This is a genomic window from Arthrobacter sp. M71 S08 (genome assembly GCF_059089725.1).
Map to the genome: position 1 here is coordinate 15,472 of NZ_JBNHEY010000010.1, position 14,398 is coordinate 29,869.

A 14,398-nucleotide genomic window follows, 5' to 3' on the forward strand; every position below is an offset into this window, starting at 1 on the left:
CCGTCCCGGTGGGGCTGGTTAGAACTGCAACGGAAGTGGGGTGTTGGGTGGCAGAAGCCAGTGGTCCCGGACGCCCGTCCGGAACCGGGCCTTCCACGGGTTCGGGTGTTGAATCCCGCGCGCAACCAGCACGGGTGATAGCGCCTGTCCCGGTGCGCTCCGGGCCGTCGTCGTCGGTTCCCACCGAGGTGACGAGCACCCCCGGTCGAAGGGAGCGCACTCGCGCCCGGCTCGCACGCCTGGCCGGACTCGGAAGTACAGGCTATTCGCCTGTCCTGGAGCCGCTGCTGCGTACCGTTCGTGCGAACAACCCCAAAGAGGACCTGGAGTTCATCAAGCGCGCGTATGAGGTAGCCGAGCGAAGCCACGAGGGGCAGAAGCGCAAGAGCGGTGATCCGTACATCACCCACCCCGTAGCAGTTGCCACAATCCTGGCTGAGCTCGGCATGACCGGGACAACCCTGGCTGCAGCCCTCCTGCACGACACAGTCGAGGACACCAACTGCACGCTTGACGACATCCGCCGGGACTTCGGCCCGGAAGTGGCCATGCTCGTGGACGGCGTCACGAAGCTGGACAAGGTTTCCTTCGGGGATGCAGCTCAGGCAGAGACCGTCCGCAAGATGGTCGTCGCCATGGCGAAGGACATCCGCGTGCTCGTCATCAAGCTGGCAGACCGGCTGCATAACGCGCGGACCTGGCGATTCGTCTCACCCGAATCTTCCGCCCGCAAGGCGAGGGAAACCCTTGAAATCTTCGCTCCGCTGGCGCACCGGCTGGGTATGAACACCATCAAGTGGGAGCTGGAGGACCTCTCGTTCGCGGCGCTCCACCCAAAGGTCTACGAAGAGATTGTGCGGATGGTCGGGGACCGCACCCCCGAACGTGAGAAGCACCTGAACCTGGTCCGGGACCAGATCGGCGAGGACCTGCGCTCGGTCAAGATCAAGGCCACCATCACGGGACGACCGAAGCACTACTACTCCATCTACCAGAAGATGATCGTCAGGGGTAAGGACTTCGACGACATCCATGACCTGATGGGCGTAAGGGTCCTCGTTGATTCGGTGCGCGACTGCTACGCAACCCTTGGCCAGCTGCACGCGCGGTGGAACCCGCTGCCGGGCCGGTTCAAGGACTACATCGCGATGCCCAAGTTCAACATGTACCAGTCTCTGCACACCACGGTGATCGGACCCGGCGGGCGGCCCGTCGAGATACAGATCCGTACCCATGACATGCACCGGCGCGCTGAGTACGGTGTTGCCGCGCACTGGAAGTACAAGAACCAGGGTGGAGCAGGCACCAGCGGTGCTCCGGACAACAGCGACATGGGCTGGCTGCGCAGTCTCGTGGACTGGCAGCAGGAGACGTCGGACCCTGACGAGTTCCTTGACTCGCTGCGCTTTGAGATCAACGCCCGTGAAGTGTTCGTGTTTACGCCCAAGGGCGAGGTCATGGCGTTGCCCGCTGGATCAACACCGGTTGATTTCGCGTACGCGGTACACACGGAAGTCGGCCACCGGACCATCGGTGCCCGTGTCAACGGCAAGCTCGTCCCGCTCAACAGCGAGCTGAACCACGGCGACTGGGTGGAGATCTTCACCTCCAAGGCAGAAGGGGCAGGCCCAAGCCAGGACTGGCAGGGATTCGTCAAGAGCCCGCGGGCACGCAACAAGATCCGACAGTGGTTCACCAAGGAACGCCGCGAAGAAGCGATTGAAAAGGGCAAGGATCAACTGACCCGCACCATGCGGAAGCAGAACCTTCCCCTGCAGCGCATGATGACCCACGATGCCCTCATGGCAGTGGCCCAGGAACTGCGCCACGCTGACATCTCCGCGCTGTACGCCGCCGTCGGGGATGGCCATACGTCGGCCCAGAACGTCATCGAACACCTCGTCACCCTGATGGGCGGCCACGCAGGCGCCGAGGAAGACATCGCCGAGGCGACCGTCGCCACCCAGCCAAGACGCCCCAAGTTCTCCGACTCCGGTGTGACCGTGCGCGGGGTCGGAGATGTGTGGGTCAAGCTGGCCCGCTGCTGCACTCCTGTTCCACCCGACCCGATCGTCGGCTTCGTAACGCGCGGTTCCGGTGTCTCAGTGCACCGCAACGATTGCCGCAACGTTCAGGAGCTTAGGGACCAACCCGACCGCATAGTCGATGTCGAGTGGGCGCCGACGCAGTCCAGCGTGTTCCTGGTGGAGATCCAGGTGGAAGCGCTGGACCGGAAGAGCCTGCTCTCGGACGTGACCCGGGTGCTGTCCGAGAACCATGTGAACATCCTGGCGGCGAGCGTGAACACTTCGACGGACCGGGTGGCGATGTCCCGCTTCGCCTTCGAGATGGGCGACCCCAAGTACCTCAGCCACATCCTCAGCGCAGTGCGGCGGATTGATGGAGTGTTTGACGTCTACCGCACCACAGGCTCTCAGCGCCGCATCTAGCGGCTCACGCGCATAGCCTCGCGAAGCCTGCCCAGGGCTCGCGACTTGCCGGGAACACGCGGTGAACTCTCCAGCGAGAGGATCACGAGGTGTAGGGGGCAGCGCAGCTCCGGCGCTGCTGCGATGTTCCTCAGCGTCTCCACCGCCCACGAATCCTGGCCATGAATTGCGACGTCGAGAGCCGTCCGAAGGGGAGAGGTCACCTCTACACCGCCGATGGTGTGAAGATCGCAGGGCCCCAGCGTCACCTGATGCATGACCGCTTCGCTGAATGCGGGAAGTGCGGTAGTGCGTCGGCGATGATCCGTGACAAGACTGACAACGGTGGGCGCAGGTGCGCACCCGTACACCCACGCTGCGCTCTGGCGGGCGAGCGCGACCCGCCGGTGCAGCGACCTGGGAACGGCGTTGATGGCCGACTGCGCGCGTATGGCCGGAGTGGACGGCTGATCCGTGCGTACGTAGGACTCTCCGCACACATGAACCATCAGGCCGTCAAGCCGCATGGCCTGCAGCTCCACGTGGCTGAAGAGGGCTCCACCATGGAACAGCACTCCACCCGTGGAGTTGATGGCAAGGTCCCGCCGGGCGGATGTGCGCCCCTGCACGGGAGATCCTTGCGTGAATGGCATGCATACAGCTTCTCCAACATGCCTACAAAGACAAAGTCCCGGTCGAGCCGCTGTGGATAACGGTTCGACCGGGACTCGTGTCCTCAGCGTGCGGTGCCTGAGGGAACCTGCCTGAGAACGCCAGCGCCTATGAGAAGTCCTGTGCTGACTTCTGCAGCATGTCCAGCCACTGCCGCCGCGCCTCGAGCGCCTCGCGTGCCGCGGCAATCCGGCGTGCGTCGCCGTTTTTCTCTGCTGCGGCCAGATCCTCTTCGAGAGAGGCGATTGTGCTCTCCAGCTGGCTGAGGGCGCTGTTGGTGCGTGCCTTCGTCTCCGGGTTGGTGCGCTGCCAGTGCTCCTGCTCGGCCGCCTGCACAGCGTCTTCCACTTCACGCAGGCGCGCCTCAATACGTCCCATGTCGGAGCGGGGAACCTTCCCCGCGTCCTCCCAGCGGTCCCGGATCGACTGCAGCGCCTTCCGGGCAGCAGTAGCGTCCTTGACCGGCAAGAGCTGCCGGGCCTCAGCCAGGAGGGCTTCCTTCGCCGCGAGGTTGGCGCCGTACTCCTCATCGATCGCCTCATTCGCCGCTTTGCGCGCGGCGAAGAAGGTGTCCTGTGCGGCGCGGAAACGTGACCAGAGTGCGTCGTCGTCCTTGCGGCTCGCCCGCTTTGAAGCTTTCCACTCGTCCATGAGCTGGCGGTACTCGGCTGCCGTGTGGCCCCAGTCCGTGGAGGTGGACAGCTCTTCGGCGCGCCGGATCAGTGCTTCCTTGGCGCGTTTGGCCTCCGCGTTCTCGTTGTCGAGCTGCGAGAAGTAAGCCCTCCGGTGTCGGTCGAAGACGGTACGGGCCGAGCGGAACCGCTTCCACAGGGCGTCTTCCGTGCCGCGTCCAAGCCGCATCCCTGACTTCTGGGCGGCTTTCCACTGCTCGAACAGTTCATTCATGCGGTTGCTGCTGGCCTTCCACTGCACGGTGGACGGGTCCCGGCCTGCAATTTCCTCAGCCTCCGCGACGATGGTTTCGCGTGCTTCCAGCTCACGGGAACGAGCGGCATCCAGTTCCGCCTTCTCAGCGGATTCAAGTTCGCTGATCAGGGTGGTCAGCGCTTCCAGACGCGCTTCAAGCGCGCGGACATCGCCCACCATCTTCCGCTCGGCAACCTGCTCAGCCAGGTGGGCGGCGGTCTTTCGCATGTCCGTTGTCGGTGCTTTGGCGTGCACCCGCTGCTCAAGGAGCGTCACCTGGCCCGCGACGTCGTCGTACTTTCGGACGAAGTAGCCCAGCGCTTCCTCGCGTGGTGCGTCAGGGTACTGGCCGACGGGAAACTCCTCGCCGTCCACGAGAAGGAAGACGTGACCGTCCTCCTCGATGCGGGCAAACTTCTCCGCCTCCTCCAGCGGAGTGGTGTGGATCGGGGGAGCGGCGACGACGGCGGGCGCTGCAGGGCCGCTGGACCGGGGGGCCATGGCAGCCGGCGTCGGGCGGGGCCGTGCGGGCTTGCCCGGAACGGGTTCGGGCGCGGGAGCGGCCTGTTGTTCGGCAGCGGGAGTCGCCTGCTGTTCGGGCGCGGGAGCGGCCTGCTGCTCGGGAGCCGGATCAGCCGGCTGCTCAGGAGCAGAGGGCTCCTCGGCAGAGCCGGGTTGTTCGATTTCGGCCGCTTCGGTTACAGGCGTTTCGTCGGATTTTTGACTGTTTGTCACCGCTAAAAGTCTTTCGCTCGATGGACGGCGCTGCGGCCGCCTCCCGGTTGATTACTGCAGGGTTAATGAGTCTATCGCCACAGGAGTAGCCGGGGCTCCGTCCTCGCCTCCGCCCTCCACACCGTTTTCGGCGATTTGCCGGACAACGTCCAGTCCTGAGGTCACGGAACCCATGATGGTGTATCCGCCCGTGTTCTGGGGAATCTGCGAATCCTTGTAGACGATGAAGAACTGTGTGCCGTTGCTGTCGGTAGTCGCTCCTCGCGCCACAGCAATGCTGCCGGCGGGGTACATGCCGTCCTCCGGCGTGTTCTCGACGGGCCCCCACTGATAGTTCGGATCACCCGCGCCGTCGCCATTGAGGGATCCGCACTGCAGCACGCCCATGGTCTCCGCAGTGGTCAGTCTGTGGCAGGTTTTGCCTGCGAAGAACCCCTCCTCAGCGAGCGAGGTGAAGACGGCGACTGCCTGCGGAGCCAGGTTCCCATTGAGTTGGACGCCAATGTTGCCGGCACTGGTGGCGAGGGAACCGGTGAATACCTTCCCCTCGGCGATCGACGGATCCGGAATGTTCGTGCTGTTGGCTGTGGGTTGGGCGGCGGCGCTCTCGCTGACGGGAGCTTCCTCGAGCGCATCCATCCGGGCTGCGGTGGGGTTCGAACTGAACCAGAAAACCTGGAGGGCGACGGCGAGGACCAGGACAGCTATTGCCGCAATACCCGCCACGGTGCTGTCCTTGCGGCGCCGTTTCTCCTGGGCACGCTTCAGCTCCCGGCGTGCTTCGATCTGGCTGATATGACGGCGCATTTCGCGACCGCGTCGGTCCCTGGCCACGCGACCTCCTGTATCCGACGGTTCTTTCCGCGGTGCTCGGGCAGAGGACGGCTGTTTAGCACGGCCCACCACGTACCCCTAAAATGAATGCCGCAGACAGTGTAGGCACAGCCGACCGTTTACCTCACGATTCCTCGCACGATCACCAACCACCGGGTTGGAGACGCAAGCATCATCGCCCAAGGAGAGTTGCTTACATGGCACGAAAGTCCTCGTTGTCCGGATTCCCCGAATGGTTGCCTCAGGAGCGCCTCGTGGAGCTGCATGTCCTGGACACACTTCGACGGACGTTCGAGCTTCACGGCTTCTCCAGCGTTGAGACACGCGCGGTGGAGACCGTCGGCCAGCTGCTCCGCAAGGGCGAGATCGACAAGGAGGTGTACGCGGTATCGCGGCTGCAGGATGAGGACGCCGCAGGTGCACCGGGTGATGACTCGCTTGCGCTCCACTTTGACCTGACTGTTCCGTTTGCCCGCTATGTGGTCGAAAATGCCGGTCACCTTGCGTTCCCCTTCCGCCGCTACCAGATCCAGAAGGTCTGGCGCGGTGAACGTCCCCAGGAGGGGCGTGCCCGCGAATTCACCCAGGCCGACATCGACGTGGTCGGGGACGGATCCCTGCCCTTCCGTTATGACGTCGAGCTTGCCCTCGTAATCGCTGAGGCGCTCGGTGCCCTGCCGATTCCCGACTTCCGGCTGCGCATCAACAACCGCAAGCTCGCGGAAGGCTTCTACCGGGGAATCGGCCTGGCTGACACGCCCGGGGTTCTCCGAAGCATCGACAAGCTGGAGAAGATCGGAGCAGACCGGGTTGCCGAACTGCTGAAGACGGAACTGGGCGCGACGGACGAGCAGGCAAAAGCCGCGCTTAACCTGGCGGCGATCCGCACGGAAGACACCTCGTTCGTTGAACGCGTGCGCGCCTTCGGTGTCCAGGATCCGCTGCTGGACGAGGGACTGGCGGAACTCGAGCAGGTCATTGCCGAGGCCTCGAAGCGCGCTCCCGGGAAGGTGATCGCCGATCTCAGCATCGCCCGCGGCCTGGATTACTACACCGGCACGGTCTACGAGACGGTGCTGGTCGGCCACGAGGCCCTCGGATCCATCTGCTCCGGCGGGCGTTACGACGCGCTGGCGAGCAAGGGCAACCGGTCTTTCCCCGGCGTCGGGCTTTCCATCGGTGTCACACGCCTGGTGACGCGCATCCTGAGCCAGGACTTCGCCACTGCTTCCCGGCAGGTCCCGACGGCGGTGCTGGTCACCCTCGCGAACGACGACTCGTGGTCCGCAGCCCAGGACGTCGCCTCGGAACTGCGCAGCCGGGGCATCCCCGTGGAAGTTGCAGCGTCCGCCGAGAAATTTGGCAAGCAGATCAAGTTCGCCGACCGCAGGGGTATCCCGTTCGTTTGGTTCACCTCGGAGGACGGCACCCACGAGGTCAAGGACATTCGCTCAGGGGAACAGGTCTCCGCTGACCCGTCGTCGTGGACGCCGCCGGTCGAGGACCAGTGGCCGGCGGTGCTGCCGCAGGGCTGACGCTCTAGGCGTGAGGCCGCCGTCGCCGCAGCAGAACCACGGCGGCGCGGCCCAGCAGGCCCAGCACGAGAATGACGGTCATGGTCAGCACGGACTGGACCGGAAGGGTGAACGCCAGCACCAGGCAACCCACCACGCCGAGCACGTTCAGAGCGCGTGGTGCGTACCAGGGCCGCGTGGACAGCGTGAGCGCCGAGAGGTTGGCCACCGCGTAGTAGAGCAGCACACCGAAACTGGAGAAGCCCACCACCGTCAGGATGTCCGTTCCCAGCAGCAGTCCAATGACGACGACGGCGGTCGCCAGCTCAGCGACGAATGGGGTGGCCCGGCGCGCCGACACAGCGCTGAACACCCGCGGCAGGTCACCTTCCCGCGCCATCGCCATGGTTGTACGTGCGATCCCGCTGATCAGCGCGAGCAAAGCGCCGAGGCTCGCCAGCGCAGCGGCCACCGCGACCGCCAGCACAGGTATCGACTGGCCGCCCGAAAAGACTTCAGTCAATGGAGCCGCTGATTCCGCGAGCGCGTCCGGTCCGATTGCACGCAGCAGGCCGAATGCGAGCAGCAGGTACAGCGCCAGGGTGAAACCCAGAGCACCGAAAATCGCGCGCGGGATGTTGCGTCCCGGCTCCCGCACCTCCTCGCCCATGGTGGCGATACGCGCATACCCGGCAAAAGCGAAGAACATGAGCCCTGCCGCCTGCAGGACTCCGGTGGGTCCGGGAGCCAGGGAACCGCCGCCGTTCGCGGGTTGCGTGAAGGCAACAACGATGACAAACGCGAGCACCGGCACAACCAGTGACACGATGATCCGCGTCATCGTCGCGGTACGCGTGATCCCCAGCAGGTTCACGACCGTCAGCGCCACCACTGCGGCCACTCCCGCCGCCTTCTCGGAGCCGGGAACCGCGTACAGCCCGAAGGTCAGCGCCATCGCCGCGCACGACGCCAGTTTGCCGGTGATGAAGCTCCACCCGGCGAGGAACCCTGGCCACTCGCCGAGCTGGCGTCGTCCGTAGATGTAGGTTCCGCCACTCACCGGGTGGACCGTCGCCAGCTGGGCGGATGCCGCTGCGTTCGCGTAGGCGACTATCGCGGCGAGGCCGACGGCGAGGGGCAGGAGGGAGCCCGCAGCCGCCGCGGCGGGGGAGAAGACGACAAAGACACCCGCCCCGATCATGGATCCGATGCCTACGGTGGTTGCATCGAAGCCGCCGAGTTGTCTGTTCAGCGCCTGCGGCATGGGCGGATCCCCGTCCGGTGAGAGGTGTGGCCGGTGGTGCAGTACATCCGGCGGTAAACTCGAACACTGAGCTCTAACTCCACTGATCTTAACCAAACACCGGAAGGAATGCTGTGCTGCGCACACATGACCTTGGTTCCCTGCGGACCGGGCACATTGGACAAACCGTTACTCTCGCCGGATGGGTGGCCCGCCGTCGTGATCACGGTGGCGTGGCATTCCTTGATCTGCGTGATGCTTCCGGTGTCGCCCAGGTGGTCGTGCGGGAAGAGGACGTCTTCTCCAGCCTGCGCAACGAGTACGTGCTCCAGATCATCGGCACCGTCGAGAAGCGCCCCGAGGGCAATGAGAACCCGGCACTGGCAACCGGGGAGATCGAGGTCATCGCAGAGAAGGTGACGATCCTCAACACCTCGGACCCGCTGCCGTTCCAGATTGACGAGCACGTCGAGGTGGGTGAGGAAGCACGCCTCAGGCACCGTTACCTCGACCTTCGCCGTCCCGCCCCGAACGCCAACCTCCGCCTGCGCTCCGAAGCGAACCGGGTTGCCCGCGAGCTTCTGCACACGGACGGCTATGTGGAGATCGAAACTCCCACCCTCACCCGGTCCACGCCCGAGGGCGCCCGTGACTTCCTGGTTCCGGCGCGCCTGGCGCCCGGCTCCTGGTACGCGCTCCCGCAGTCGCCCCAGCTCTTCAAACAGCTTCTACAGGTGGGTGGCTTCGAGAAGTACTACCAGATCGCCCGCTGCTACCGCGACGAGGACTTCCGGGCCGACCGGCAGCCCGAGTTCACCCAGCTGGACATTGAGGCGAGCTTCGTTGAGCAGGATGACATCATCGCGCTCGGTGAGCAGCTGGTGAAGGCGCTGTGGAAGCTGATCGACGTCGAGATTCCCACCCCCATCCAGCGCATGACCTACGCCGACGCCATGGCGCGCTACGGCTCCGACAAGCCGGACCTGCGCTTCGGTCTTGAGCTGACTGAGCTGACCGAGTACTTCAAGGACACCGAGTTCGGCGTGTTCAAGGCAGCGTATGTGGGCGCCGTCGTCATGCCCGGCGGAGCCTCCCAGCCGCGCCGGCAACTCGATGCGTGGCAGGAATGGGCCAAGCAGCGCGGTGCCAAGGGCCTGGCGTACGTCCTCATCGACGACGACGGCAGCCTCCGCGGTCCCGTTGCCAAGAACCTGACCGACGCCGAACGCGAGGGTCTGGCGGACGCCGTCGGCGCGAAGCCGGGTGACTGTATCTTCTTCGCGGCGGGTGAGAAGTCTTCCTCGCGTGCGCTGCTCGGCGCCGCGCGCGTCGAGATCGGTCACCGGACCGGCCTGATCGATCCGGATGCGTGGGCATTCGTGTGGGTTGTCGACGCACCCATGTTCGAACCGGCGTCGGAGGCCGTCGCCGCAGGTGACGTCGCCGTGGGTTCAGGTGCATGGACCGCTGTCCACCATGCGTTCACATCACCAAAGCCGGAATTCGTGGACTCCTTCGACACCGATCCGGGCAGCGCACTGGCGTACGCCTACGACATCGTCTGCAACGGGAATGAAATCGGCGGCGGGTCTATCCGTATTCACCGCCGGGACGTCCAGGAGCGGGTCTTCGCGGTCATGGGCATCAGCGCCGAGGATGCACAGGAGAAGTTCGGCTTCCTCCTCGAGGGCTTCAAGTACGGTGCGCCCCCGCACGGCGGCATCGCGTTCGGCTGGGACCGTGTGGTTGCACTCCTGGCGGGCAGCGATTCCATCCGCGACGTCATCGCTTTCCCGAAGTCCGGCGGCGGCTACGACCCGCTCACCGCCGCGCCGGCGCCGATTACCCCGCAGCAGCGGAAGGAAGCAGGCGTCGACGCGAAGCCGGAGGCCAAGCCGGTTGTGAAGTCAGGCGCCAACCCGGACGCGGTGGCAGAGCCGAAGGCTGAAGAGAAAGCCGGCGCGAAGGCCTGACAGCCTCGCTGGGTGCGCAGATAACGCGGGAATGCCGGCGTATTTCGACGACCATCTGCGCACTCGGAGATGCGAAAGACGGTGGCGGACGTCTTCAAACGTCATCTCATACGTTCGTCCAAAAATATGGAACAATGAACGTCGTACAACGTGCTCCGGGGTCGGTGTAATTCCGAACCGGCGGTTATAGTCCGCGACCCGCGCGCAGCCTTTTGGGGCAGCACACGGTTGAGCCGGTGAAATTCCGGCACCGACAGTTAAAGTCTGGATGGGAGAAGCACGTGCAGCCTCGGCTGTGCCCTGTCGTGGGCGCTTCGCGCGCCCTCGCCGGCGCCGGCCCGGTCTGTCGTTCCCCCGGAGCCGTAAGAGCTAGGTGAGGGAACGATATGGACTATCAGCCGTCGCCTCCGCGTGGAGGCCGCCATGACCGGTGCTGAGCACGCCTTCATTGCGCACGAAATGATGGCCATGGAGCACGCGCTGCTCCTTGCCGGCCAGGGGGTGCGCGGTGCAAATCCGCTGGTAGGGGCTGTCATTCTCGACGGCGACGGCGCGATGGTTGCCGCCGGTGCCCACCTCGGGGCCGGGACAGATCATGCGGAAGTCGCGGCACTGAAGGAAGCAGCCCTGCACGGTGTCGACCTGGCCGGCTGCACCATGGTGGTCACGCTCGAGCCGTGCAACCACACCGGTCGCACGGGCCCCTGTAGCGAAGCCATCCTCTCTGCCGGCATCGAACGCGTTGTGTACGCCGCCTCCGATCCGAACCCCGACGCAGCCGGTGGAGCCGCACGCCTCACCAGCGGCGGTATCGAGGTGGTTGGCGGACTCCTCGCTGACCCTGCAACAGAGCTGAACCGCCGCTGGCTCGCCGCAGTTCGGGCCAGGCGTCCGTTCGTCACCGTCAAAGTGGCACAGAGCCTCGATGCGCAATCGGCGGCTGCGGACGGTTCAAGCCAGTGGATCACCGGCCCGCATGCCCGCGCGGATGGGCACACCATCCGTACCCGGGTCGACGCCGTGCTGGTGGGCACCGGCACGGTCCTCGCCGACGACCCCCGCCTCACAGCACGGGCACTCGACGGATCGGACGCCGACCGCCAGCCGCTGCGCGTCGCCGTCGGCTTGCGGGATATCCCGGAAGAGGCCGCCATGCGTGGGAAGGGTTTCGTGCACCTGCGCACCCACGATCCCGTCGCCGCGCTGGAGGAGCTTTACGTCCGGGGTGTACGGCACGTCCTGGTGGAAGGCGGCCCTCAACTGGTGGGGGTCTTCCTTATGGCGGACCTGGTGGATGAACTTTTCACCTACATCGCGCCCATGCTCCTCGGCTCCGGCGTACCGGCCTTTCAACGCCTGGGCGTCGCAACGCTGGTCGATGCGCATGTGTGGCGTCTCGATCCCGACGGCGCCGCTGCGGTGACCCAGATCGGCGATGACGTCCGACTTCATTTCAAACCCATAGCGCCGGTTCCGGCGCCCTTCGTGAAAGGCCCTTGATTGTTTACAGGAATTGTTTCCGGACGGGGCACAATTTCGTCCGTCCAACCTTCCCCGGACGGTGCGAGCGCGGTGCTTGTCTTCGACGCCGGTGCAACCGCAACCGGTTTGGAGCTCGGCGGGTCCATTGCAGTCGACGGCGTCTGCCTGACCGCCACCACCATCGACGGCGGCCGCGTCAGCGTTGATGTAATGGGGGAGACCCTGGCGCGAACAACCATCGGCCGGCTGGCCGAGGGCGACCGGGTGAACCTCGAACGCTGCGTTCCGGCCACCGGCCGGCTGGACGGGCACGTTGTGCAGGGGCATGTCGACGGCGTCGGTACGCTGCTTGAGCGTGAGGACCTCGGTTCCTGGGAGCGTCTGCGCTTCAGCCTTCCTTCCCCGCTGGACCGTTATGCGGCGGAGAAGGGCTCCATCGCGGTCGACGGCGTCTCGCTGACTGTGACCGCCGTGAGCGACGCCGGATTAACGGACCCCTGGTTCGAGGTTGGCCTCATTCCGACAACCCTCAGCGAAACCGGGCTGGGCGCGAAGAGCATCGGGGATCCTGTGAACCTCGAGATGGATGTGCTGGCCAAGTACGCAGAACGGTTGCTTGCATTCACAGGAAATGGAGTGCGCGCATGAACGCTCAGGGAAACAGCGGCGCAGCGGACACTCCTGCCGGCGTCGTGCTGGAAATCCCACTGGATTCAGTGGAGGCGGCCGTCGCGGCGATGGCAGCGGGCCGCGCCGTCGTCGTTGTTGATGATGCCAATCGCGAGAATGAAGGCGACATCATCTTCGCTGCCCAGTTCGCTACCGCGGAACTGACGGGATGGACCATCCGGTACACCTCGGGCGTCCTGTGTGTTCCGGTCACCGGCGAGACCGCGGACCGGCTGGAACTGCCCGCCATGGTTCTGAACAACCAGGACTCCAAGCAGACCGCGTACACCGTCTCATGCGACGCAGCGGTCGGCGTGAGCACCGGTATCAGTGCCGCGGACAGGGCGCTGACCGCGCGGGTGCTGGCCTCCGGCTCTTCCACGCCGTCGGATATCACCCGGCCCGGTCATATGTTCCCCCTGCGCGCGGTCGATGGCGGGGTGCGTGAACGCCCCGGACATACCGAGGCCGCGGTCGACCTGTGCCGGCTCGCCGGCGTTGAACCCGCCGCCGTCATTGCGGAGGTCACCCACGACGACGGTGAAATGATGCGCCTGCCTGCGCTGCGGGAGTTCGCCACGCGCTTTGGGGCGCCGTTGATTTCCATTGAGGACCTCGCGGACTATCTCGCCGTGAGCGGTACAGGAGTCGCCGAATGAGTACGGTCACCGGTGGTCCCGTGGTCACCATTCCGACGGCGTTCGGATCGTTCACCGCGCAGGCCTGGATTGTTGCGTCCTCGGGCGTGGAACACCTGACGCTGTCGGCACCGGGGACCAACAGAGCCAATGGCGCCCCGCTGGTGCGGATGCACTCGGAATGCCTCACGGGTGATGTCTTCGGCTCCTACCGCTGTGACTGCGGCGAACAGCTTGAGCAGGCGCTCGGACTGGTCCACGAGCAGGGCGGAACGGTGGTTTACCTCCGCGGGCAGGAGGGCCGCGGAATCGGCCTCGCCAACAAACTACGCGCCTACGCCCTCCAGGAGAACGGCGCAGACACGGTGGAGGCGAACGAACAGCTTGGGTTGCCCGTCGACGCGCGCGACTACCAGGCAGCGGCTGACATCCTCACCAACCTTGGCATCAGCCGGATCCGGCTGTTGAGCAACAATCCGGTCAAGCGGGAGCACCTCGAACGGTACGGCGTCACGGTGGCGTCCATGGTGCCGTCCGAAATCCCGTCGAGACTCGAGAACCAGCATTACCTCGAGACCAAACGCGACCGTCTCAACCACCAGCTGTCCCACCTGGAGGAACGGTTTCACAAGAGGCCGCAGGAGAAGATCGTTCAGCAGAGCTGACCTTCCGCCTTTCAGAGCCAACCGGATCACACATTCCTGATCCGTTAGTGCACACCCACATCCCAGTTTCCAAGGAGAACCATGGCCGGACACGGCGCCCCCACCATCGACATCACCAGCATGGCGCAGCAGCAGGAACAGCAGCAGCCGGTTCGGCTCGCGGTCATCGCCGCCAGCTGGCACACCGCAATCATGGACGGGCTGCTCGACGGGGCCCGCCGGGCTGCCGCGGACGCGGGCATCGAACCCGACGTGATCCGCGTCCCGGGAAGCTTCGAACTGGCGGTCGCAGCGGCGAGGCTGGCACCGCACTATGATGCCGTTGTCGCACTCGGTGTGGTCATCCGGGGCGGAACGCCCCACTTCGATTACGTGTGCCAGGCCGCGACGTCGGGGCTCACCGAGGTCAGCGTGCGCACCGGTGTGCCGGTGGGCTTCGGCGTGCTCACCTGCGACACGGAGGACCAGGGTCTGGATCGCGCCGGCCTCGCCGGTTCGAGCGAGGACAAGGGCTACGAGGCGACCGTCGCCGCATTGGCAACGGCAGCCGTGCTGAACCCATGGAGCAGCTGAAAGCGTGGAACCATAGAGGTTCGTCACATAGAACGGGCGCGATA

At 65.3% G+C, this 14,398-nt stretch carries 12 protein-coding genes and 1 riboswitch; of the genes, 8 read left to right on the forward strand and 4 right to left on the reverse strand.

What is annotated here, in order from left to right; all coding sequences use genetic code 11:
* Positions 1 to 188: 188 nt before the first annotated feature.
* The gene (locus tag AC5RTB_RS15790) at positions 189 to 2,450 is read left to right on the forward strand and encodes a RelA/SpoT family protein (RefSeq protein ID WP_494062098.1); all 2,262 of its coding nucleotides are present in this window, start codon (positions 189 to 191) and stop codon (positions 2,448 to 2,450) included.
* Here AC5RTB_RS15790 and AC5RTB_RS15795 read toward each other — a convergent pair.
* The 3 genes from AC5RTB_RS15795 to AC5RTB_RS15805 form a co-directional block, all read right to left on the reverse strand.
* Positions 2,447 to 3,082, reverse strand: coding sequence for a hypothetical protein (locus tag AC5RTB_RS15795; RefSeq protein ID WP_494062001.1), 636 nt, complete (start codon positions 3,080 to 3,082; stop codon positions 2,447 to 2,449). The two genes, AC5RTB_RS15790 and AC5RTB_RS15795, sit on opposite strands and share 4 nt — an antisense overlap.
* A gap of 127 nt (positions 3,083 to 3,209) precedes the next feature.
* Positions 3,210 to 4,763, reverse strand: a complete 1,554-nt coding sequence (locus AC5RTB_RS15800; protein WP_494062002.1) for a DUF349 domain-containing protein — start codon at positions 4,761 to 4,763, stop codon at positions 3,210 to 3,212.
* Between the two features lie 51 nt (positions 4,764 to 4,814).
* Positions 4,815 to 5,597, reverse strand: coding sequence for a peptidylprolyl isomerase (locus tag AC5RTB_RS15805; protein WP_494062003.1), 783 nt, complete (start codon positions 5,595 to 5,597; stop codon positions 4,815 to 4,817).
* A gap of 197 nt (positions 5,598 to 5,794) precedes the next feature.
* Here AC5RTB_RS15805 and hisS point away from each other — a divergent pair, with 197 nt between their 5' ends.
* Entirely contained in the window at positions 5,795 to 7,132 is a 1,338-nt protein-coding gene (gene hisS / locus AC5RTB_RS15810; RefSeq protein WP_494062004.1) for a histidine--tRNA ligase, read from the forward strand.
* A gap of 4 nt (positions 7,133 to 7,136) precedes the next feature.
* Here the strand turns inward: hisS and AC5RTB_RS15815 are convergent, their stop codons facing one another.
* On the reverse strand, positions 7,137 to 8,375 hold the full coding sequence (locus tag AC5RTB_RS15815) for an APC family permease (RefSeq protein WP_494062005.1): 1,239 nt from the start codon (positions 8,373 to 8,375) through the stop codon (positions 7,137 to 7,139).
* A 113-nt stretch (positions 8,376 to 8,488) separates the two neighbouring features.
* On the opposite strand from AC5RTB_RS15815, the gene aspS reads away from it, so the two are divergent.
* The 6 genes from aspS to ribH all read left to right on the forward strand — a co-directional run bounded on the left by aspS (position 8,489) and on the right by ribH (position 14,354).
* Positions 8,489 to 10,327, forward strand: a complete 1,839-nt coding sequence (aspS, locus tag AC5RTB_RS15820; protein ID WP_494062006.1) for an aspartate--tRNA ligase — start codon at positions 8,489 to 8,491, stop codon at positions 10,325 to 10,327.
* A gap of 147 nt (positions 10,328 to 10,474) precedes the next feature.
* Positions 10,475 to 10,611, forward strand: a riboswitch (FMN riboswitch).
* Positions 10,612 to 10,750: 139 nt separating this feature from the next.
* Positions 10,751 to 11,827, forward strand: coding sequence for a bifunctional diaminohydroxyphosphoribosylaminopyrimidine deaminase/5-amino-6-(5-phosphoribosylamino)uracil reductase RibD (ribD, locus tag AC5RTB_RS15825; protein ID WP_494062007.1), 1,077 nt, complete (start codon positions 10,751 to 10,753; stop codon positions 11,825 to 11,827).
* The gene (locus AC5RTB_RS15830; RefSeq protein ID WP_494062008.1) at positions 11,828 to 12,457 is read left to right on the forward strand and encodes a riboflavin synthase; all 630 of its coding nucleotides are present in this window, start codon (positions 11,828 to 11,830) and stop codon (positions 12,455 to 12,457) included. It abuts the gene before it with no gap.
* The gene (gene ribB, locus AC5RTB_RS15835) at positions 12,454 to 13,137 is read left to right on the forward strand and encodes a 3,4-dihydroxy-2-butanone-4-phosphate synthase (protein ID WP_494062009.1); all 684 of its coding nucleotides are present in this window, start codon (positions 12,454 to 12,456) and stop codon (positions 13,135 to 13,137) included. Before AC5RTB_RS15830 ends, ribB begins: the two co-directional genes overlap by 4 nt.
* Positions 13,134 to 13,781 (forward strand): GTP cyclohydrolase II, encoded by a 648-nt coding sequence (gene ribA / locus AC5RTB_RS15840; RefSeq protein WP_494062010.1) that lies wholly within the window; start codon positions 13,134 to 13,136, stop codon positions 13,779 to 13,781. The genes ribB and ribA overlap by 4 nt, the downstream gene beginning before the upstream one ends.
* 81 nt (positions 13,782 to 13,862) lie before the next feature.
* The gene (gene ribH / locus AC5RTB_RS15845) at positions 13,863 to 14,354 is read left to right on the forward strand and encodes a 6,7-dimethyl-8-ribityllumazine synthase (protein ID WP_494062011.1); all 492 of its coding nucleotides are present in this window, start codon (positions 13,863 to 13,865) and stop codon (positions 14,352 to 14,354) included.
* Positions 14,355 to 14,398 lie beyond the last annotated feature (44 nt).